General features: G+C 63.4%; 15 protein-coding genes. 8 read left to right on the top strand and 7 right to left on the bottom strand.

The features are described 5' to 3' along the window. Positions 1-107: 107 nt before the first annotated feature. Complete coding sequence (locus ACX0MV_RS08010) at positions 108-788, bottom strand: RES family NAD+ phosphorylase (protein WP_458981970.1); 681 nt, start codon at positions 786-788, stop codon at positions 108-110. 2 nt (positions 789-790) lie between these two features. Continuing rightward, positions 791-1,195, bottom strand: a complete 405-nt coding sequence (locus tag ACX0MV_RS08005) for an MbcA/ParS/Xre antitoxin family protein (RefSeq protein WP_458981969.1) — start codon at positions 1,193-1,195, stop codon at positions 791-793. A 217-nt stretch (positions 1,196-1,412) separates the two neighbouring features. Between ACX0MV_RS08005 and ACX0MV_RS08000 the strand changes: the two genes are divergently transcribed. The 4 genes from ACX0MV_RS08000 to gntR all read left to right on the top strand — a co-directional run bounded on the left by ACX0MV_RS08000 (position 1,413) and on the right by gntR (position 6,135). Next, positions 1,413-2,549: a gluconokinase, GntK/IdnK-type gene (locus tag ACX0MV_RS08000; protein WP_458981968.1), complete on the top strand. Its 1,137-nt coding sequence runs from the start codon at positions 1,413-1,415 to the stop codon at positions 2,547-2,549. Between the two features lie 42 nt (positions 2,550-2,591). Next, positions 2,592-3,869 carry a TRAP transporter large permease gene (locus ACX0MV_RS07995; RefSeq protein ID WP_458981967.1) on the top strand — a complete coding sequence of 426 codons (1,278 nt, stop codon included), beginning with the start codon at positions 2,592-2,594 and terminating at the stop codon, positions 3,867-3,869. A gap of 121 nt (positions 3,870-3,990) precedes the next feature. Beyond that, entirely contained in the window at positions 3,991-5,001 is a 1,011-nt protein-coding gene (locus tag ACX0MV_RS07990) for a TRAP transporter substrate-binding protein (protein ID WP_458981966.1), read from the top strand. 114 nt (positions 5,002-5,115) lie between these two features. Continuing rightward, positions 5,116-6,135, top strand: a complete 1,020-nt coding sequence (gene gntR / locus ACX0MV_RS07985) for an HTH-type transcriptional regulator GntR (protein ID WP_458981965.1) — start codon at positions 5,116-5,118, stop codon at positions 6,133-6,135. Positions 6,136-6,202: 67 nt separating this feature from the next. Here the strand turns inward: gntR and ACX0MV_RS07980 are convergent, their stop codons facing one another. Further along, entirely contained in the window at positions 6,203-7,135 is a 933-nt protein-coding gene (locus ACX0MV_RS07980; RefSeq protein ID WP_458981964.1) for a LysR family transcriptional regulator, read from the bottom strand. 156 nt (positions 7,136-7,291) lie between these two features. Between ACX0MV_RS07980 and ACX0MV_RS07975 the strand changes: the two genes are divergently transcribed. After that, entirely contained in the window at positions 7,292-8,521 is a 1,230-nt protein-coding gene (locus ACX0MV_RS07975) for an acyl-CoA dehydrogenase (protein ID WP_458981963.1), read from the top strand. A gap of 97 nt (positions 8,522-8,618) precedes the next feature. On the opposite strand, the gene ACX0MV_RS07970 is transcribed toward ACX0MV_RS07975, so the two are convergent. From ACX0MV_RS07970 to xthA, 4 genes are all read right to left on the bottom strand, one after another. Beyond that, the gene (locus ACX0MV_RS07970) at positions 8,619-8,813 is read right to left on the bottom strand and encodes a hypothetical protein (RefSeq protein ID WP_458981962.1); all 195 of its coding nucleotides are present in this window, start codon (positions 8,811-8,813) and stop codon (positions 8,619-8,621) included. After that, entirely contained in the window at positions 8,810-9,808 is a 999-nt protein-coding gene (locus ACX0MV_RS07965; protein ID WP_458981961.1) for a TerC family protein, read from the bottom strand. The genes ACX0MV_RS07970 and ACX0MV_RS07965 overlap by 4 nt, the downstream gene beginning before the upstream one ends. Positions 9,809-9,984: 176 nt before the next feature. Further along, positions 9,985-11,367 carry a substrate-binding domain-containing protein gene (locus tag ACX0MV_RS07960; protein ID WP_458981960.1) on the bottom strand — a complete coding sequence of 461 codons (1,383 nt, stop codon included), beginning with the start codon at positions 11,365-11,367 and terminating at the stop codon, positions 9,985-9,987. Between the two features lie 117 nt (positions 11,368-11,484). Next, positions 11,485-12,297: an exodeoxyribonuclease III gene (gene xthA, locus ACX0MV_RS07955; protein ID WP_458981959.1), complete on the bottom strand. Its 813-nt coding sequence runs from the start codon at positions 12,295-12,297 to the stop codon at positions 11,485-11,487. Between the two features lie 142 nt (positions 12,298-12,439). On the opposite strand from xthA, the gene ACX0MV_RS07950 reads away from it, so the two are divergent. The 3 genes from ACX0MV_RS07950 to ACX0MV_RS07940 all read left to right on the top strand — a co-directional run bounded on the left by ACX0MV_RS07950 (position 12,440) and on the right by ACX0MV_RS07940 (position 18,571). Continuing rightward, entirely contained in the window at positions 12,440-13,081 is a 642-nt protein-coding gene (locus ACX0MV_RS07950; protein WP_458981958.1) for a GNAT family N-acetyltransferase, read from the top strand. 97 nt (positions 13,082-13,178) lie between these two features. After that, positions 13,179-14,909, top strand: a complete 1,731-nt coding sequence (locus ACX0MV_RS07945; protein WP_458981957.1) for an autotransporter assembly complex protein TamA — start codon at positions 13,179-13,181, stop codon at positions 14,907-14,909. Then, positions 14,906-18,571, top strand: a complete 3,666-nt coding sequence (locus ACX0MV_RS07940) for a translocation/assembly module TamB domain-containing protein (RefSeq protein WP_458981956.1) — start codon at positions 14,906-14,908, stop codon at positions 18,569-18,571. Before ACX0MV_RS07945 ends, ACX0MV_RS07940 begins: the two co-directional genes overlap by 4 nt. Positions 18,572-18,686 lie beyond the last annotated feature (115 nt).

Raw genomic sequence — 18,686 nt, 5'->3', positions numbered from 1 at the left:
GGTCCCGGGCATGCTGCCCGGGGCTGGCTATGGCGCCATTGAAACACAGGGGCGCGCTCGACGTGATTAAGATCAGGTGTACCTGAACGGAGCCGCGGGCTGGCGACTCAGGCGATCTCTTTGATCTCGAAGACATTGACGATCTGCTGCAGCTTGCCGTCCCAGACATAGCGCAGGTGCACGCCTTGCTGCGGGATGCTGGCTGCAGGTGGACGGAACAGCGCGGCGCACTCGCCACCTGGGTTGCGCACGCTGCGGTAGAGCAGACCCCAGGATTGCTGCTTGCGCAAATCGGCAGCGTAGCGTTGGGCGACGGGGTAACTGGCGATGTCGGGATCATGCAACTGGTCGTGACCATCGCGGACGTCGTGCAGCGGCTTGACGATGCGGCACACATAGGTGCGCAGGGTCAGCTCCATGCTCGGTTCGGCGGTGGCACGCAGAAAGCGCTCGCGGTGGAAGCGGGTTTCCGCAACCGCCGTCTGCAGGCTGTCGCCGCAGTAGTAAACGCCGTACTGGCCCGCCGTAAAGCGACTGATCGCCCCCACATGGGTAAAGGCCGCCATCAAGGGTGACGAGCCCGGACCGCTTACGCGGTCTTCCAGTGCCACATGGGCGAGCAATCCCGCTTCCTCACGCAGTCGGTCGTTGGTCAGGCCTTCGATCAGATACGCCTGCTCCAGGTCGGCAGGGTCGAGTACGTCCTCGAATACCGAAATAGGCGGAAACGCACTCGATACCAGGCGATACGCCCGGCGCCAGGCGGGCAGAACTTGCGCTGGCAACATGCTTATCCCCTTACGCCATCCAGATAGCGGCGCACATCGGCGAGATCGACCACGCCACCGGCAAGCATCAGGTTCAAAGCACTGTTGCCGTTGAACGGGGCTTCGCTGTTGGGCTTCTTCACCCATGCATAGGTCGAGGGCTTGTCGCCGAACAGGATGCGCAGGGACTTATGAATGCCCATCAGGTACGACACGCGCTCCATGGTGTCGCGAGGCAGGCGTACTTCCGGCAACTGGCGGTACTTGTACAGGGTGCTGCGCCCGATCGAGCCGAGCAGCACCATCTGCTCTTCCACAGTGCAGTTCCATTTCTCCATCAGGTTGAAGAAAAACTTCAGCGCGACCTGGCCGGCCTGGGGCGAGTCCAGATCAAGTACCGGCTCGTGTTGCTGGATACTGACAGGCATGAAGATAATCTCCTTATGTGGAATTAAAACGAATACTAGTCTTCATGTGGAATATGTGCAACCGCCGTTGCGAATCAGTACCCGACCGATCAATGCGAAACGGTGGCACCCAGCCATGGGGTTGCGCATGTGAAATTAGGGTTGTCGAGTAAATTGGATAGCGCTAACATCCGGCCAACAATGAGTGGCTCCGCATCGACGGCGCCCAGGAGACCCTATGCAATCCATTGCAACTGCTACCGCCAAAGCTCCGGACCGCCATACCTTGGTGATCATGGGCGTCAGCGGCTCCGGCAAGACTGAAATAAGCCAGGCCGTGGCCCGATCACTGGGCTGGCGCCTGATCGAGGCCGATCACTTCCATCCCGCCGAAAACGTTGAGCGCATGCGCGCCGGTACGCCGCTCAGCGATGCCGATCGCATCCACTGGCTTGATGCACTGATTGTTGAAATGCAGGCGGCGCAGGCCGCGGATGGGGATTTCGTGCTGGCCTGCTCGGCATTGAAACTCAGCTACCGCACCCGCTTGCGTGATGCAGTGCCGGGTCTGCAGTTCGCCTACCTGGAAATCGATCACCCTACCGCGTTGCAGCGGGTCGGTGCCCGCCCTGGGCATTTCATGCCGACTTCACTGGTCGACAGCCAGTTCGCCACGCTCGAACCGCCCGTTGGCGAAGCCAATGTGCTCACTGTCGACGCCGCCCAGAGCCGCGAACAGGTGACCGCGCAGATTTGTGCATGGGTGCACCGCGAATCCCTGGGGGAGGTGATCGAGAAACAGGTGGACCTTTCTGCGAGCGAGTTTGATAGCGCTAACAGCGATCCTCACCTCACCGGCGAACCTATCTACGGCGGCTGGCTAGCGCGTCTGTTCGATCGGTTGACCGACGCAATGATGGCGGCGCTGATGGCATTCATGGTGGTTGCGGTATTCGGCAACGTAGTACTGCGTTACGCGTTCGGTACCGGCTGGTCGGGTGCAGAGGAACTGTCGCGGCTGGCGTTCGTCTGGCTGGTGTTCGTTGGCGTCGCCTCGAGCATGCGCCGGGGCGAACTGATGCGCTTTAGCATGATTCGCGACCGCTTTCCGCAGGCCGCGCGCCGGGTCGTCGACTCTTTCAGTTGGGTGCTGGTAGCCGTCGCCAGCGTGGCGTGTGCGCTGGGTGCCTGGAATCAGGTGCAGTTCGGTTGGGGCAACGTCAGCACCGTGGTGGGTTACCCGGTCGTGCTCGGAATGGTGCCAGTGCTGGTATGCATGGGCGTGCTGGCCGTGCTGGCCCTTGCACAACTGGTCAACGTCTGGCGGCGCGCGCCCGCATCGCCCAGCGCCCGCGCCAACGTCACGGTGGATTGAGACCATGCCTAACAAGACCCCGCATTCAACGAGGCCCTGCCAATGACCGTTGCCGTCTTTCTCGCATCACTGCTGGGCTTCATGGCGTTCGGCATGCCCATCGCATTCGCCCTGATTCTCACCGGCGCGGTGCTGATGTGGTACCTCGACTTCTGGGATGTGCAGTTGCTCGCGCAGAACCTGCTGGCTGGGGCCGACAGCTTCCCGCTGCTGGCGGTGCCGTTCTTCATCCTGGCTGGCGAATTGATGAACGCCGGTGGCATTTCCAAGCGCATCATCGCCATGGCCCAGGCGTATTTCGGTCATTTGCGCGGTGGTCTTGGTTACGTCGCCATCGCCGCGGCGGTGTTGCTGGCAAGCATGTCGGGCTCGGCCCTGGCCGACACCGCGGCGCTGGCAACCTTACTGCTGCCAATGATGCGCCAGCGCGGCTACCCGCTGCATTCATCCGCCGGCCTGGTCGCCGCAGGCGGCATCATTGCGCCGATCATCCCGCCGTCGATGCCCTTCGTGATCTACGGCGTGGTGACCAATACCTCGATCAGCCAGCTGTTCATGGCCGGGCTGGTGCCGGGCCTGATCATGGGCATCGGCCTTATTTTCGCCTGGACCCTGATCGCCCGCGGCTTTACCGAGCCCACGCCGCCCAAGGCAAGCAAGGCCGAGCGCCGCCATGTGCTGGTGGACGGCGCTGCCGCATTGATGTTGCCGGTGATCATCGTCGGTGGCCTGCGCTTTGGCATCTTTACGCCCACCGAAGCTGCCGTGGTCGCGGCAATGTATGCCCTGGCGGTTTCCACCTTGCTGTACCGCGAGCTGAGCTGGGCGACCTTGGTTGAAACCCTAACCCGCGCCAGCCGCACCACCGCCTCGGTGATGTTCCTCTGCGCCGCAGCAACCGTGTCGGCTTATATGGTCACGCTCGCCCAGCTGCCGGAGGAAATCGGCGCGATGCTCGGCCCGTTGGCCAACCATCCGCAGCTGCTGGTACTGGCGATCATGGTGTTGATGATCGCGGTCGGCATGGTGCTCGATCTCACGCCGACCATCCTGATTCTTGCCCCGGTGCTGGCACCGATTGCCGTCAAGGCGGGGGTCGATCCGGTGTATTTCGGCGTGATGTTCGTGCTGATCGGTTCGATCGGACTGATCACGCCGCCCGTAGGCACGGTGCTCAACGTGGTGGGCGGCATCGGCAAGTTGCGCATGGAAATCCTGGTGCGCGGCGTGATGCCGTTCTTCCTCGTGTACATGGCCATAGTCGCGCTGCTGATCGCCTTTCCGGCCATCGTCACCGTGCCGCTCGCATGGCTGCGTTGAAAGCTGCAAACCGGCGCCAGCGCGCCGGGATACAGGCTGTGGCCAGGGTCGCAGCTGGTGCGACGGTCGCGCCGCGTAACACCCAACCCGTACTCATTCACAACAAGAAAGGTATGAGCTCATGAGACGTCCACTGATCACCCTCCTGGCTGCCGCGATGCTGTTCAGCCCTGTCGCCACGCTGTCCGCCCAGGCCGACGAAGTCCGCTCGCGGATGATCCGCTTCGGCTATGGCCTCAACGAAAACAGTAACCAGGGCAGGGCAGCCAAGCTGTTCGCCGAAGAAGTGGCCAAGGCCTCTGACGGCAAGCTGAAGATGCGCACCTTCGGCGCCGCCAGCCTGGGCTCCGACGACCAGATGCAGAGTGCCTTGATGGGTGGTGCCCAGGAAATGATGGTGGGCTCCACGGCAACGCTGGTCGGCATCACCAAGGAGATGGCGGTGTGGGACACGCCGTTCCTGTTCACCCGCGAGCAGCAGGCCGACGCCGTGTTGGACGGTCCGGTTGGTCGGCAGATAATGGACAAGCTGGAAGAGAAGGGTTTGGTTGGGCTGGTGTACTGGGAAAACGGCTTCCGCAACATGACCAACAACCTTCGCCCGATTACCAAGCTCGAGGATTTTTCCGGGGTGAAGCTGCGCGTGATGCCCAACCCGGTGTTCCTCGAAACCTTCAAGCTGATGGGCGCCAACGCGGTGCCGCTGCCATTCTCCGAACTGTTCACCGCCCTGGAAACCAAGGCCGTGGACGGGCAGGAAAACCCCTTCAACACCATTCTCTCGTCGAAGTTCTACGAGGTGCAGAAGTACCTGACCGTAACCAACCACGTCTACAGCCCCTGGATCGTCACGGCCTCCAAGCGCTGGTGGGACGGCCTGTCGCAAGCGGAGCAGACCATCCTGATGGATGCAGCGAAGAAGGCGCGTGATTTCGAGCGGCAAGACACCCGCGACGAAGCCTCCAAAGCCCTGGCCCAGCTCAAGGAAAACGGCATGCAGGTCAACGAAATCAGCCCCGAGGAAGTGCAGCGCATGCGTGAGCGGGCGCAGCCGGCGATCCAGCAGGTCATCGACACGGTGGGCCAGCCGCTGTACGACCAGGTGCAGGCAGAGCTCGCCAAGGCCAAGTAACGGCAACAGGGCGATGCTCGGCTTTGCGGCACTGGGCCGTAGCATCGCCACGCCAGCCGACCTCCGGCCGGTGCGCCTGCTAGAATCGCCCGATTTTTCGCCGATGGAACCGTCATGACCCAACGCCGCCGCCGTTCTGCCGACCGCGTCACCTTGTCCGATGTGGCCAAGCTGGTCGGCTGCTCGCTGATGTCCGCGTCGCGCGCTTTGTCCCAGCCGGACAGGGTGTCCGATACGTTGCGCGAACAGGTCATGCAGGCCGCCAAGAACCTCGGCTACGTACCGCATCCGGCGGCTCGGGCACTGGCCAGTTCCAAGTCGAACCTGGTGGCGGTGGTGATTCCTTCGTTGTCCAACTCGGTGTTCGTCGACACCGTCGAGGCGATCCAGCGGGTGCTGATGCCGGCCGGCTTCGAGATGATGATCGGCGTCAGCCATTACCGCCCCGAAGAAGACGAGCGGCTGCTGCGTTCCTACCTGGCCCATCAGCCAGCCGGGCTGCTGGTCACCGGTTTCGAACGCAGCGACACGGCGCGGGAGATTCTTGGCGGCTGTCGCGGGCCCGTCGTCACCATGATGGAACTGAGCGAGGCCGAGGATGATTTCTGCGTCGGCTTCTCGCAACTGGACGCCGGTGCGGCAATGACCCAGGCGTTGATCGAGCGCGGTTACCAGCACATTGCCTTCGCCGCTGCCCAGCTCGATCCACGTACGCTGCAGCGCGCCGAAGGCTATCGGCAGACCATGCACGTCCACGGGCGCTACAACCCCACTCTGGAATTGCTGACCCCCGAGCTGTCGTCCATCGGTTTGGGTGCCAACTTGCTCGACCGCCTGCTGGCGCAGCATCCGGAAATCGACGCGGTGTTTTTCAACAACGACGACCTGGCAATGGGCGCGCTGTTTCGCGCCCGGCAGCTGGACCTGGCGGTTCCGCAGCGCTTGGCGATTGCCGGCTTCAACGACTTGCCCGCCGCCGCCTGGTTGCAACCGGCCCTGACTACGGTGCGCACCACCCGCGGACGCATCGGCCAGTTGGCCGCGGAAATGCTGTTGACCCTGATGCGCGGTGAACAACCGGCCCGGCACTGCATCGACGTCGGCTTCGAACTGGTGCTGCGCGACAGCGCCTGAGCTCTGGGGATTCATCGCGCAATAAAAAGCCTCCGCAAGGGAGGCCTTTTATCAATGGCTTAGCGGCTTATGTTGAAGCTTTCTCTATTTTCTTTTCCTGCGCAGTGACGTGCTGGCAGATCTCGATGATCTGTTCGCGCATCCAGCGATTGGCCGGATCCTGGTCGGTGCTTTCATGCCAGTACAGGTGGGTTTCCAGCGAAGGCACATCGTTGACCGGCAGCTCGACGTAATGCAGGTCGTTGCGTCGGGCGAAACGCTCGGGCACGGTCATCACCATGTCGGTGCTCTGCATGACCGTCGACGCCATCAGGTAATGCTGCGAACGCAAGGCAACCCGGCGCTGCAGCCCCATCTTGCCGAGTGACAGGTCGATGTAGCCGAGGCCGCTACGTCGGCTGGAAATATGGATGTGGGTCAGCGACAGGTACTCGTCCAGGCTGATCTTGTCCTTGCTCAGCGGATGGCCCCGGCGCATGGCGCACACGTAACGATCTTCCATGAGTTTGACGTGGCGCACTTGCGGGTCGGTGTTGAGCGGCGCATCCACGGCAAAATCCAGCCGCCCGGCGGCCAGCTCCTTGGTGGTCTCGCGGCGGCGCGCCAGCATGCTCTCGATGATCACGTTCGGTGCCAGCCGGCGCAGGCGCTGAAACAGCGGCGGCAGCACCACGGCTTCGGTCAGGTCGGTCATGCTGATGCGGTACGTCTTGTTCGCCTGCACCGGGTTGAAGGTGCGGCTTTCCTGCACCGAAATGCGCAGCTGCTGCAACGCATTGCGCACCGGGCCGATGATGTTCTGCGCCATCGGCGTGGGCACCATGCCCTGGGCCGTGCGTACGAACAGCGGGTCGTTGAAGGTTTCGCGCAGGCGGGCGAGGGCGTTGGAAACGGCCGGCTGGGTGATGCCAACGATCTGCCCGGCGCGGGTCAGATTGGCCTCGGTGTAGATGGCGTCGAAGACGATAAAGAGGTTCAGGTCGACCTTGTTCAGATTCATTCCAAGCGCGCTCCGAGGGTTGTCCGCATCAGTGGATCATATATCGGTGATGAATGTTTATACACGATGAAAATAGGTTAGATAAATCCATAACCCTGTTCTAGCATCGTTAACACCTCACCTCAGCCACCCAATCAGCCCGTAGAAGGTAGCCCCATGGATTTCGCCTATTCCCCCAAAGTTCAGGACCTGCGTGAACGCGTGACGGCGTTTATGGAGGCTCACGTCTACCCGGCCGAAGCCGTGTTCGAACAGCAGGTCAACGAGGGCGACCGCTGGCAGCCGACGGCGATCATGGAAGAGCTGAAAGCCAAGGCCAAGGCCGAGGGCCTGTGGAACCTGTTCCTGCCGGAATCCAAGCTGGGCGCCGGCCTGACCAATACCGAATACGCGCCGTTGGCGGAAATCATGGGCAGCTCGCTGATCGGCGCCGAGCCGTTCAACTGCGCGGCACCCGACACCGGCAACATGGAAGTACTGGTGCGCTACGCCAACGAAGCGCAGAAGGAAAAGTGGCTCAAGCCGCTGCTCAGCGGGGAAATCCGCTCAGCCTTCGCCATGACCGAACCGGGCGTTGCCTCCTCGGACGCCACCAACATGCAAGCCAATGCCCGCCGCGAGGGCGACGAGTGGGTGATCAACGGCCGCAAGTGGTGGACGTCGGGCGCCTGCGACCCGCGCTGCAAGGTCATGATCTTCATGGGCCTGACCAACCCCGACGCACCGCGTCACCAGCAGCATTCGATGATTCTGGTACCGATGGACGCACCGGGCGTGAAAGTCCTGCGGCCGTTGCCAGTGTTCGGCTACGACGACGCGCCCCATGGCCACGCCGAAGTGCTGTTCGAGAACGTGCGGGTGCCGTACGACAGCGTGCTGCTCGGTGAAGGCCGCGGCTTCGAGATCGCTCAGGGGCGTCTCGGCCCAGGCCGGATTCACCACTGCATGCGCTCGATCGGCATGGCCGAACGTGCCCTGAAACTGATGTGCGAGCGTTCCATCAGCCGTACCGCATTCGGCAAGCCATTGGCACGCTTGGGTGGCAATATCGATCACATCGCCGACTCGCGCATGGAAATCAACATGGCCCGCCTGTTGACGCTCAATGCCGCGTACATGATGGACACCGTCGGCAACAAGGTCGCTGCCAGCGAAATTGCCCAGATCAAGGTGGTGGCGCCGAACGTTGCCCTCAAGGTGATCGACCGCGCGATCCAGATCCACGGCGGCGCCGGGGTTTCCAATGATTTCCCGCTGGCCTACTGGTACGCGATGCAGCGCACCCTGCGCCTGGCCGATGGCCCGGACGAAGTGCACCGCATGGCCATCGGCAAGTTCGAGGTCGGCAAATATGTGTCCAAGGAAATGATGAGCGCCAGCCGCTGATCAGGCCTGGCTCGTCAGCCGCTCACGCCCTAACCGCAACGCACAAGGCCCGCTTATAGCGGGCCTTGCTGTTGTTGGCTGTTGGGTGGTGGAGCGTTCAAGAGGGCTGGTCCTGCTCGTTATCGGCAATGGCCTGCTGCCGCAGCCAGCCGAGCCGCAGGTACAGCTGCGCGGCAAAGGATCGGGCGGCCAGTTCTTCCTGGAATATCAGCGCGCGACGCCCCATCCGTACCTGCCAGCGTTGGCCGCTGCGGGTCTGTAGCAGTTTGATCTGGATATCCGGCGGCGTCACGGCTGCTCTTGGTCCTGGGTTGGGCGGTCACGGGTTTTCAACAGCGACAACAGCACGCCGCCAGCCAGCAAGCCAAAGGTCACGCCGAGCGAGAGCAGGGCCGGAACCTTGCCGATAAAGCCGTGCAGAAAGATCTTCCCGCCGATAAAGATCAACACCAGCGCCAGCGCGTACTTGAGGTAGACGAAGCGGTGCATCATCGCCGCGAGGGCGAAATACAGCGAGCGCAGGCCGAGAATCGCGAAGATGTTCGAGGTGTAGACGATAAACGGATCCTGGGTGATCGCGAACACCGCTGGCACGCTGTCCACGGCGAACACCAGGTCCGCCAGCTCGATCAGCACCAGGGCCAGCAACAGCGGCGTGGCATAAAGCAGTGAGGTTTGCGTGTGGGGCGTCTGCAGGCGAACCAAAAACCGGCCGCCGTGCAGTTCATCGGTCACGCGCACATGCCGGCGCAGGAATTTCAGCAGTGGGTTCTGAGCCAGGTCAAGTTGCTGCTCCTCGCGCACGAGCAGCATCTTCACCCCGCTCAGCAGCAGAAAGGCGCCGAATACATAGAGTATCCAGTCGAACCGCTGCACCAGTACCGTGCCCAGGCCGATCATGATGGCGCGCAGCACGATCACCCCGAGGATGCCCCAGAACAGCACGCGGTGCTGGTAGATACGCGGGATGCCGAAGAACCCCAGGATCATCGCCATGACGAACACGTTGTCCATCGACAGCGACTGCTCAATCAGAAAACCGGTATAGAACTCCAGCGCCTTGCTCGCGCCCAGCTGCCACCAGACCCAGCCGCCAAACGCCACCCCTACGCCAAAGTAGCCGCTGTACAGCAACAGGCTTTCGCGCATCTCGATCACGTGCTGGTCGCGGTGCAGCACGCCAAGGTCGAACACCAGCAGGCCCAGGACAATGGCGATAAACGCCAGCCAGAACCAGCCGGGCGTGCCGAGAAAGGGGGTGTGGAGAAACGCTAGCAGAGCTGTCATGAGCCCTCCCGGTAGTCGGTCGGTAAGTTGGCAGACGAGGTCGACCCGCAACTTAATGACTCCGACATCACGGTGAAGGCTCACCGCCAGAGGGGCCCGGCGTCACATACTGCAAGGCTAGAAGCTGTGCAGCGAATTTCCAGTTCTCCTTCCAGTTTGAGCCGTGGCGCGCCGCATCAATACACCCAGACTTCCACTCGACGGTTCTTGATCCGTCCCTCGTCGGCGCTGTTGGCGGCTACCGGCATCTCTTCGCCCAGCCCGGTGATGTCCCGGAACAGCACGCCGTGCTTAGCCAGTTCGCGGCGTACCGCCATGGCCCGCAGCTTCGACAACAGTTCTGCGCGGGCCGCGTCCTTCTTGGCGTCGCCAAAGCCGACCAGCACCACCTTGTCGCGCAGCTTGTCCTGGTCTTTCAGGTAGCTGGCAACCCGCTCGATATCGCGCAGCGCCTTGTTGTCCAGGGTGGAACTGCCTTCCTGGAAGCGGAAATTCACCGACAACCGCTGCGCCTCCCGCGTCAGCGTCTGGTACTGCGCCGGCATCGCTTCGTTGGCCGCGACGGTGACCGCCTGCACGGTCTGGGCGATGAAGCCGCTTTCGTTGACGATGGCCTGGCCGCGTGGACTGTGGGCAAAACGGGTCAACGCGGCAACCCAAGGGTTGGCCTGCTGTGGCGGGTGGTAGAGAAACAGCCGCCGCGACAGCGGGTAATCCTCGGTGGCGATCAGCGTGACGCTCGGCAGCATCGGCTGCGACTCGCCCGCGGCGATGGCCACGGCCTTGGCCTGACGGATGTAAGGCAGGCCGATGAAGCCGATGCCGTTCGGGTCCTGGCTGACGGAGTCAGACAACTGATCGCTCGATTCGAAGCGTTTTGCCGTGCTCGCCAGGCTCTTGCCGTTGGCGCTGAGTACCAGCTCCTTGAAGGTGTCGTAGGTCCCGGAGTTGTCATCCCGTGCGTACAGCGTGATGGCGCCGGGGCGGCCGCCCAGTTGCGCCCAGTCGCTGATTTCGCCAGCGAATATCTGTGCAACCTGTTCGGTGCGCAATGCATCAAGGGGGTTGTCGCGGTTCAGGATCACCGCCAGGCCGTCGAGTGCGACCACATGCTCGGCGTCGCGGCTTTTCATGTCGCCCAAGGCGGTCAGTGCGTCGGCCTCGCTGCTCTTGATCGGCCGCGACGAAGCCGCCAGGTCGGCGGTGTTATCGCTCAGGCCGACAAAACCGGTACCGGAGCCGTGCGCCGCGACTTCGATCGTCACATCGAGACCCTGAGCATTGATGCCGACGATCTTCTGTTCGTTTTCCGCATCGCCCGGCAGGATGCGGATGGAGCTGAAACCCTGTTGTTCGAGCAAGCCCTTGACCAGTGCCGGCCCGAGCTTCGCGCCTATGGTGTTGGAGCCCTGCAGTCGCAATGCGCTGCTTTGGTCGGGCGGGATGGGTAACGCGGCGAATACCGACCAGGGCAGGGCGTAGCACACGAAGCCAAGTAACAGATAAGCGAGCGTACGATTCCAGGTTTCGCGGTCACAAACAGACGGGGCGCGCGACATGCGGCAGATACCTTCAAGGGTTAAAAGTGCCGCGACGATAAGACAATCAGATGTCTGTAATATGACAGCCGCGCCCGCGTTCAAGCCTCTACCGCGGGCGCTCAAGCGTAAGACGTGTCAGTCCAGCTCGAGCCAGATCGGCGCGTGGTCGGACGGCTTGTCCATGGCGCGCAGGTCGTAGTCAATACCGGTGCCTTTGACCCGTCCTTGCAGCGCCAGGGAGGCGAGGATCACGTCGATCCGCAGGCCGCGCTTGGGCTCGTCTTCAAAGCCGCGGCTGCGGTAGTCGAACCAGCTGAAGCGGTCATTCACCTCGGGGTTGTGCTGGCGAAAGGTATCGACCAGACCCCAGCGTTTCAGGGTTTCCAGCCACTCGCGTTCTTCCGGCAGGAAGCTGCACTTGCCGGTGCGCAGCCAGCGCTTGCGGTTCTCGTCACCAATGCCGATGTCGCAGTCTTCCGGCGAAATATTGATGTCGCCCATGACCACAAGGGGCTGTTTGGGGCTGAAACGGGTGTTCAGCAAATGCTGCAAATCCGCATAGAAACGCTGCTTGGCCGGAAACTTGACCGGGTGATCGCGGCTTTCGCCCTGGGGGAAGTAGCCATTCATTACCGTGATCGGGTTGCCATTGGCGTCGGCGAACGTGCCGTAGATAAAGCGTCGCTGGGACTCTTCGCCGTCATCGGGAAAGCCTTTGTGCAGCTCAATCGGTGCCTGCCGCGACAGCAGGGCGACTCCGTAATGGCCTTTCTGGCCGTGGTAGTGCACGTGATAGCCGAGCTGGCGAATCTCCGCTTCGGGGAACTGCTCGTCGGCAACTTTGGTTTCCTGCAGGCCGATCACGTCCGGCTGGTGTTTTTCGATCAATGCCGCCAGTTGATGAGGGCGCGCGCGCAGCCCGTTGATATTGAAGGAAACAATCTTCATGTGCGGCAGATCCCGAGGCAGATTCGAAGTGAATGGGATGCTAGCCGATCCCTCGGTCGGGCGGCCAGTTCTAGCGAGCATGCAGCTACGGTGCTAGGGTGCCTCAGGGCCAAAATAAAAAATACAAAGCAGAGGTCATCCTATGCCGCATCGCACCGCTGAAGTCCGCATGCTCGACGGGGGTTACGCCCGCGAAGCACGTTCATTGCTGTACCACGCCTACCGCCACGAGCCGACATTCGCCTACCTGTTCGAAGCCGAACGGCCGGGTTATGACCAGCGGGTTCGCGCCACGGTGCGCGAGCTGGTGCAGCAACATTTCAGCGAAGACCTGCCGGCCATCGGCCTGCTGATCGACGATCGTCTGATTGGCACCGCGCTGATCGCGCCGCCGCAGCGCCGCCTGGGTATTACCGAAAGCTGGGGCTGGCGCATGCGCATGCTGCTGACCACTGGGTTTCGCTGCACTAAACGTTACCTGGCCTACCACGACGCAGTGCTGGCCTGCCTGCCGCCGGGGCCGTATCACGTGCTGCCACTGCTTGGCATTCATCCGCAATACCAGGGCCAGCACCTGGGCGAACAGCTGCTGGAGGCGCTGCACAACTGGTGTGCGGAAGACGCCAGCTCCCAGGGCGTGGTGCTGGATACCGGCAATGCGCGCTACCTGGACTTCTACAAGCGCCAGGGCTACGAAGAGATCGGCGAGGTGGCGATAGGCCCGGTGATCGAGCACGTGTTCTTCCATCCGAATCCCCAGCCTGCGGTGAAAGCCAGCGCCTGAACAGGCGAAGCGGCGGTGACCGATTCGCAATAAACGGTAACGCCGCCACCCGACCGAGCGCTCTAGAGTGGCGCTCAGCTCGTGTTAGCATCCGGGCATGACGGTTTTTCCCTCACTCTGCGCCGCCTGTGCGCTGTTGTTGTTCAGCTCCTCCCTCCTGGCCGACGCGCAGCTGCGTGTGCGCGTGCAACCCGGCAACAACGCCCTCAAGGAAAACGTCGAAGGCTACATCGGCGACCTGGGCGACCGCGATGCGCGCGACCTGCAGCGCTTTCGGCGCATTGCCGAAGCCCAGGCCGACAAGGCGGTGCGCGCGCTGGGTTACTACCAGGCGCAGATCACCAGCGACGTCAGCGAAACCGCACAGCCCACCCTCAGCATCGACATCGTGCCCGGCGAGCCGGTGCGTCTGCGCGAAGTCGAGGTGCGCGTCGAAGGGCCGGCCGCCGAGCTGCCGGCGTTCCGTCTGCCCAGCACGGCCCGGTTGCAGGTCGGCCAGGTGCTCAACCATGGGCGTTATGAAGCGGCCAAGCGCTATATCGAGAACCAGGCCTCGCGTTACGGCTTTTTCAGCGGCCGCTTCACCCGTCAGGAGCTGTTGATCGATCCCCTCGGCGGGGTTGCGGATGTCGAGCTGGTCTACGACAGCGGACCCCGGCATCAGCTCGGCGATGTCAGCTTTGTTGGCGAAGCGCCCTTCGATGACCAACTGCTGCAACGCATGGTGCCGTTCGAGGCCAATACGCCCTACGACTCGGAACTGATCGCCGAGCTGTACCAGGCCCTGCGTTCCAGCGGCTATTTCGAGTCGGTACGGGTCGATGCCAACCCCGCTCAGGCGCAACAGCAGCGCATTCCAGTGGTCGTTCAGCTGGAGGCGCGCAAGCCACGCAGCCTGGGGCTTGGCTTGGGCTTTTCGACCGACGTCGGGGCACGTGGCAAGGCTGACTGGACGCGCCACTGGGTCAATCCCCAGGGCCACAGTTATGGCGCGGAGATGGAGCTGTCGGCGCCCCGGCAGAATGTCGGGCTCTGGTACGACATCCCCGGCGAATCGCCATTGACCGACAAGCTGCGCTACGCCGCCGGTTACCAGTTCGAAGACCTGGCCAATACCGACAGCAGCAGCCGCCTGCTGAGCATTGGCCCCGAATGGCACAGCCAGCGGCCCAATGGCTGGCAACGGGTGATTTCGTTGAAATGGCAGCGCGAGGAATACGTACTTGGCGACGATTCCGGGCTGAGCACCTTGCTGATGCCGGGCGTCAGCTACGCCTACCTGCAAAGCGACAATCAGGTCGACCCCTCGCGCGGCTACCGCTTGCAGTTTGATGTGTCTGCCGCGAAAAAAGGCCTGCTGGCCGACGCCAACGTGTTGCACGCCAACGCCTTGCTCAAGGGCTTGATTACTGTGGCGCAGGACCATCGCCTGCTCGGCCGGGTACAGGTCGGCGGCACCGAGTCCAACGGCTTCGAATCAGTGCCGCCGTCGCTGCGCTTTTTCGCCGGCGGCGACCAGACCGTGCGCGGTTACGACTACCAGAGCCTGTCTCCGGAAAACCGCCGGGGCGACAAGGTCGGCGGCCGCTACCTGTTTGCCATGAGTGCCGAATACCAGTACAGCGTCGCCGAACGCTGGCGCCTGGCGACCTTCTTCGACCAGGGCAACACTTTCGATTCGCTAAGCCTGCCATCGCTGAAAAGCGCAGTCGGCATCGGCGTGCGCTGGGTTTCGCCGGTCGGTCCGCTGCGCCTGGACATCGCCCATCCGCTGGATGACGAAGAAGGCGGCGTGCGCCTGCATTTCTCCATGGGTCCTGAACTGTGAAGCGCGCAGTCAAGCTGGGTTTGTGGAGCCTGCTTGGCCTGATCCTCGCGCTGCTGCTGGCGGTCACGCTGCTACTCGCCAGCCAGAGTGGCAGCCGCTGGCTGCTGGATCAGGTTCCCGGGCTGCAGGTCGACAACTTCAGCGGCCGGTTGGCCGGGCAATGGCGAGCGGACGCGTTGCGCCTGGAGCAGGCAACGAGCGTGGTGTCGATCCAGGCCCCGGCGTTCAGGTGGTCGCCTGCCTGTCTGCTGCGCCTGACCCTGTGCATCGAGCGCCTGGCCGCCGAGCGCATCGACGTGACGCTCACATCCGTTACCGAACCGAGCGATACCCCGTTCACCTTGCCGGACATTCGCCTGCCGCTGGCCCTGGAGCTTGGCGAGGTGAGTATCGGCGCGCTGCACATCGACGGCACCGAACAGTTGCAGACCTTGCAGCTGAATGCGCGCTGGGCGAAGGATGGTTTGCAGATAGACCGGTTGCTGCTTGAGCGCGATGACCTCAGCCTTGCGCTGCAAGGCCACCTGCAACCCAACGCCGATTGGCCGCTGCAGCTGACAGGCGAGGCGACGCTGCCCGCGCCGGCCGGCCAGCCCTGGCAGCTGCAGCTCAAGCTCAGCGGAGCCTTGCAGCAGAGCGTGCAGCTGACCGTCGACAGCAGCGGCTACCTGCAAGGCCGGCTGGTTGCCGAGCTGCAACCGCTGCTGGAGAACCTTCCAGCGCGCGCGCAGCTGACGGCCGATGCCTTCAAGGCCAGCGCCGATCTGCCGGACACGCTGCGTCTGGATCAGCTGCAGCTCAACCTGCAAGGCGACCTGGCCGAGGGCTACGCCGTTGACGGCAGCGCCGTGCTACCCGGCGAAGGCGGCGCGGTGGCCCTGGCGCTAGAAGGCGTGGTGGACGCCGAGGGCGCGCGGATAGGCAGCCTTAACCTGACCGCCAGCCCGGAACAACAGGTCACCCTGAGTGCTGTGCTCGACTGGCGTACCGGCCTGAGTGCGGATGGACGCATCGAGTGGCAGGCGTTTCCCTGGCGCCGGCTGTACCCGACCGCCGAGGAACCGCCGGTCGAACTGCGCCAGCTGACCGCCGAACTGGCCTATGCGGATAGCAACTACCTGGGCAATTTCGCCGCGCAGCTTGAGGGCCCGGCCGGTGCCTTCAGTCTCAACAGCCCCCTGAGTGGCGACCTGACCCAGGTGCACTTGCCTGACCTGCAATTGCGCGCAGGCCAGGGAAGGGCGGACGGTCGCCTGACCCTCGGCTTTGCCGACGGCATTCGCTGGGATACCGATCTACAGCTGAGCGAGCTGGACCCGGCCTACTGGCTCGCGGAACTGCCGGGTACTCTGGCCGGCGCATTGCGCAGCCAGGGCACACTGAAAAACCAGCAACTCGCATTGAGTGCCGCGCTTGACCTCAAGGGCCGCTTGCGTGGGCACCCGGCGTCATTCCAGCTGCAAACCGCGGGCGCCGACCAGCAATGGACCCTGGAAAACCTCGACCTGCGCCTGGGCGATAACCGGGTTAGTGGCAGCGGCGCCCTGACCGAGGCATTGTCCGGCCGGCTGAACATTGGCCTGGACCGTCTCGGCCAGCTGTGGCCGGGCCTGCAAGGTCAACTGAGCGGCGCGCTCGACCTTGCCGGTAGCCTGCAGGCGCCCCAAGGCCAGTTGGCGCTGAGCGGTGCGAGTCTGGGATTGGCGGAAAACCGCATCAGCGCGTTGCAGCTCGACGCCAGCCTCAACGCCGCGCAGCAGGGGCAAATCGAGCTGAATGCCGATGGCATCGAGCTGGGCGAAACCCGGCTCGGCCAGTTGACCCTCAGCGGGCAGGGCACCGAAATCCAGCAGCAACTGACCGTTGCGCTCGACGGTCCGCTGCTGCAGAGCACCCTCGCCGCGAATGGCACCCTGAACAACGGCATCTGGCGCGGCCGGGTGAGCAAAGGACGCGTGCAAAGCGGCGGACAGGACTGGCGTTTGCAGCAAGCGGCAACGCTGTCACGCTCGGCCAGCGGCACGGTGGAACTGGGGGCGCACTGTTGGCGCTCCGGCGCAGCCAGCCTGTGCGCCGAAACCCAGCGTCTGCTGCCGGAACCGCAGCTGGCTTATCGGCTGAGCGATTTTCCCCTCGGCAGCCTGGCCCAGTGGTTGCCGCGCGATCTGGCCTGGCAGGGCAGCCTGGACGCCGAACTGCAGCTCGACCTGCCGGCTTCCGGTCCGAGCGGCCGAGTGCTGGTGGATGCGGGGCAGGGAAGCTGGCGCATCCGCGAACAGGATCGCTGGGTCGACTTCGCCTATGACACCCTGAGCCTCAGCAGCCAGCTGACGCCGCAGCGCGTCGATACCCGCCTGACGTTGCGCGGCCCTGAAATCGGCGAGCTGACGCTGCAGGCACAGCTCGATCCGCGGCCGGTGCAAAAGCCGCTGGTCGGCGAGTTCCGCCTGAGCGGCCTGAACATCGCCATTGCCCGGCCGTTCGTGCCGATGGTCGAGCGCCTGACCGGTCAGCTCAACGGCAGCGGCAGCCTGGGCGGGACGCTGCTCGCTCCGCAGATCGATGGCAGTGTGCGTTTGAGTGACGCGGAAATAGCCGGCGCGGAACTGCCCACCCAGTTCGAGAACCTGCAGTTGCAGGCGCGCATCAACGGCCAAAGCCTGCGTCTGGACGGCAACTGGCGGGCCGGCGAAGCCGGGCAGGGCAGCCTGACCGGCGACCTGGCCTGGAGTGGTCCGCTGACTGGGCAGGTTCGCCTGCAGGGCAGCCGCCTGCCGGTCAATGTCGAGCCCTTTGCCGAACTCGAAGCGGCGCCGGATCTGCGCCTGGAAATCGCCGAACAGCGTCTGGCAATCACGGGTGAGTTGCGCATCCCCCGCGGCGCGATTGTCATTCGTGAGCTGCCACCGTCGACGGTGCAGGTCTCCGAGGACGCGCGGATCGTCGGGCAGACCAGCGAGCCGGGGCAGGCGGTCGCGATCAATATGGACGTTGACGTGATCGTCGGCGAGGAGTTGCTGACGTTCAGTGGCTTTGGCTTGAATGCCGACCTCGCCGGTCGCGTGCACGTTGGTAATGACCTCGACACCCGTGGCGAACTCAACCTCAACAACGGGCGTTTTCGCGCTTACGGCCAGCGTCTGACGATCCGCCGCGCACGCTTGCTGTTCGCCGGTCCGATTGATCAGCCCTTTCTCGACGTAGAGGCGATTCGCCGCGTCGACGACGTGGTGGTGGGCCTGCGCCTGACCGGCAACGCCGAACAACCGCGCACCGAGGTGTTTTCCGAACCCGCGATGAGCCAGGAGCAGGCGTTGTCGTATCTGGTGCTGGGCAGGCCGTTGGGCGAGGGCGGCGACGGTAATCTGTTGGCCCAGGCGGCTCTGGCGATTGGCATGGCTGGCAGCGTGCCGATTACCCAGAACGTCGCCTCCCGCCTGGGCATCAGCGATTTCCAGCTGGACACCGAGGGCAGCGGCGCGAGCACCAGCGTGGTGGCCAGTGGCAACCTGTCCGAACGGCTCAGCCTGCGTTACGGCGTCGGCGTATTCGAGCCGGCGAACACCGTTGCACTGCGTTATGAGCTGACCAAACGGCTCTATCTCGAGGCCGCCAGCGGGTTGGCCAGTTCTCTGGACTTGTTTTATCGACGCGACTTCTAGGAAAATGCGTCGGCTTCGGGTTTGTGCTGTACGGCCCGCGCGAAGCTCGTATTCATGTCGGCATTTTCGTTTTTTACGTTAAATCCACCTGAGTTTAAGTTGCTAAATAGCGAAA

Source organism: Pseudomonas cistanchae, from assembly GCF_054483635.1.
This window is presented reverse-complemented; position numbering and strand designations above follow the sequence as displayed.

Bases quoted from the DNA above. Each gene is read 5' to 3' on its own strand.
- ACX0MV_RS07990 (WP_458981966.1), top strand. From the start codon at position 3,991: ATGAGACGTCCACTGATCACCCTCCTGGCTGCCGCGATGCTGTTCAGC.
- ACX0MV_RS07960 (WP_458981960.1), bottom strand. From the start codon at position 11,367: ATGTCGCGCGCCCCGTCTGTTTGTGACCGCGAAACCTGGAATCGTACG.
- ACX0MV_RS08000 (WP_458981968.1), top strand. From the start codon at position 1,413: ATGCAATCCATTGCAACTGCTACCGCCAAAGCTCCGGACCGCCATACC.
- ACX0MV_RS08005 (WP_458981969.1), bottom strand. From the start codon at position 1,195: ATGCCTGTCAGTATCCAGCAACACGAGCCGGTACTTGATCTGGACTCG.
- gntR (WP_458981965.1), top strand. From the start codon at position 5,116: ATGACCCAACGCCGCCGCCGTTCTGCCGACCGCGTCACCTTGTCCGAT.
- xthA (WP_458981959.1), bottom strand. From the start codon at position 12,297: ATGAAGATTGTTTCCTTCAATATCAACGGGCTGCGCGCGCGCCCTCAT.
- ACX0MV_RS07975 (WP_458981963.1), top strand. From the start codon at position 7,292: ATGGATTTCGCCTATTCCCCCAAAGTTCAGGACCTGCGTGAACGCGTG.
- ACX0MV_RS08010 (WP_458981970.1), bottom strand. From the start codon at position 788: ATGTTGCCAGCGCAAGTTCTGCCCGCCTGGCGCCGGGCGTATCGCCTG.
- ACX0MV_RS07950 (WP_458981958.1), top strand. From the start codon at position 12,440: ATGCCGCATCGCACCGCTGAAGTCCGCATGCTCGACGGGGGTTACGCC.
- ACX0MV_RS07980 (WP_458981964.1), bottom strand. From the start codon at position 7,135: ATGAATCTGAACAAGGTCGACCTGAACCTCTTTATCGTCTTCGACGCC.
- ACX0MV_RS07965 (WP_458981961.1), bottom strand. From the start codon at position 9,808: ATGACAGCTCTGCTAGCGTTTCTCCACACCCCCTTTCTCGGCACGCCC.
- ACX0MV_RS07945 (WP_458981957.1), top strand. From the start codon at position 13,179: ATGACGGTTTTTCCCTCACTCTGCGCCGCCTGTGCGCTGTTGTTGTTC.
- ACX0MV_RS07995 (WP_458981967.1), top strand. From the start codon at position 2,592: ATGACCGTTGCCGTCTTTCTCGCATCACTGCTGGGCTTCATGGCGTTC.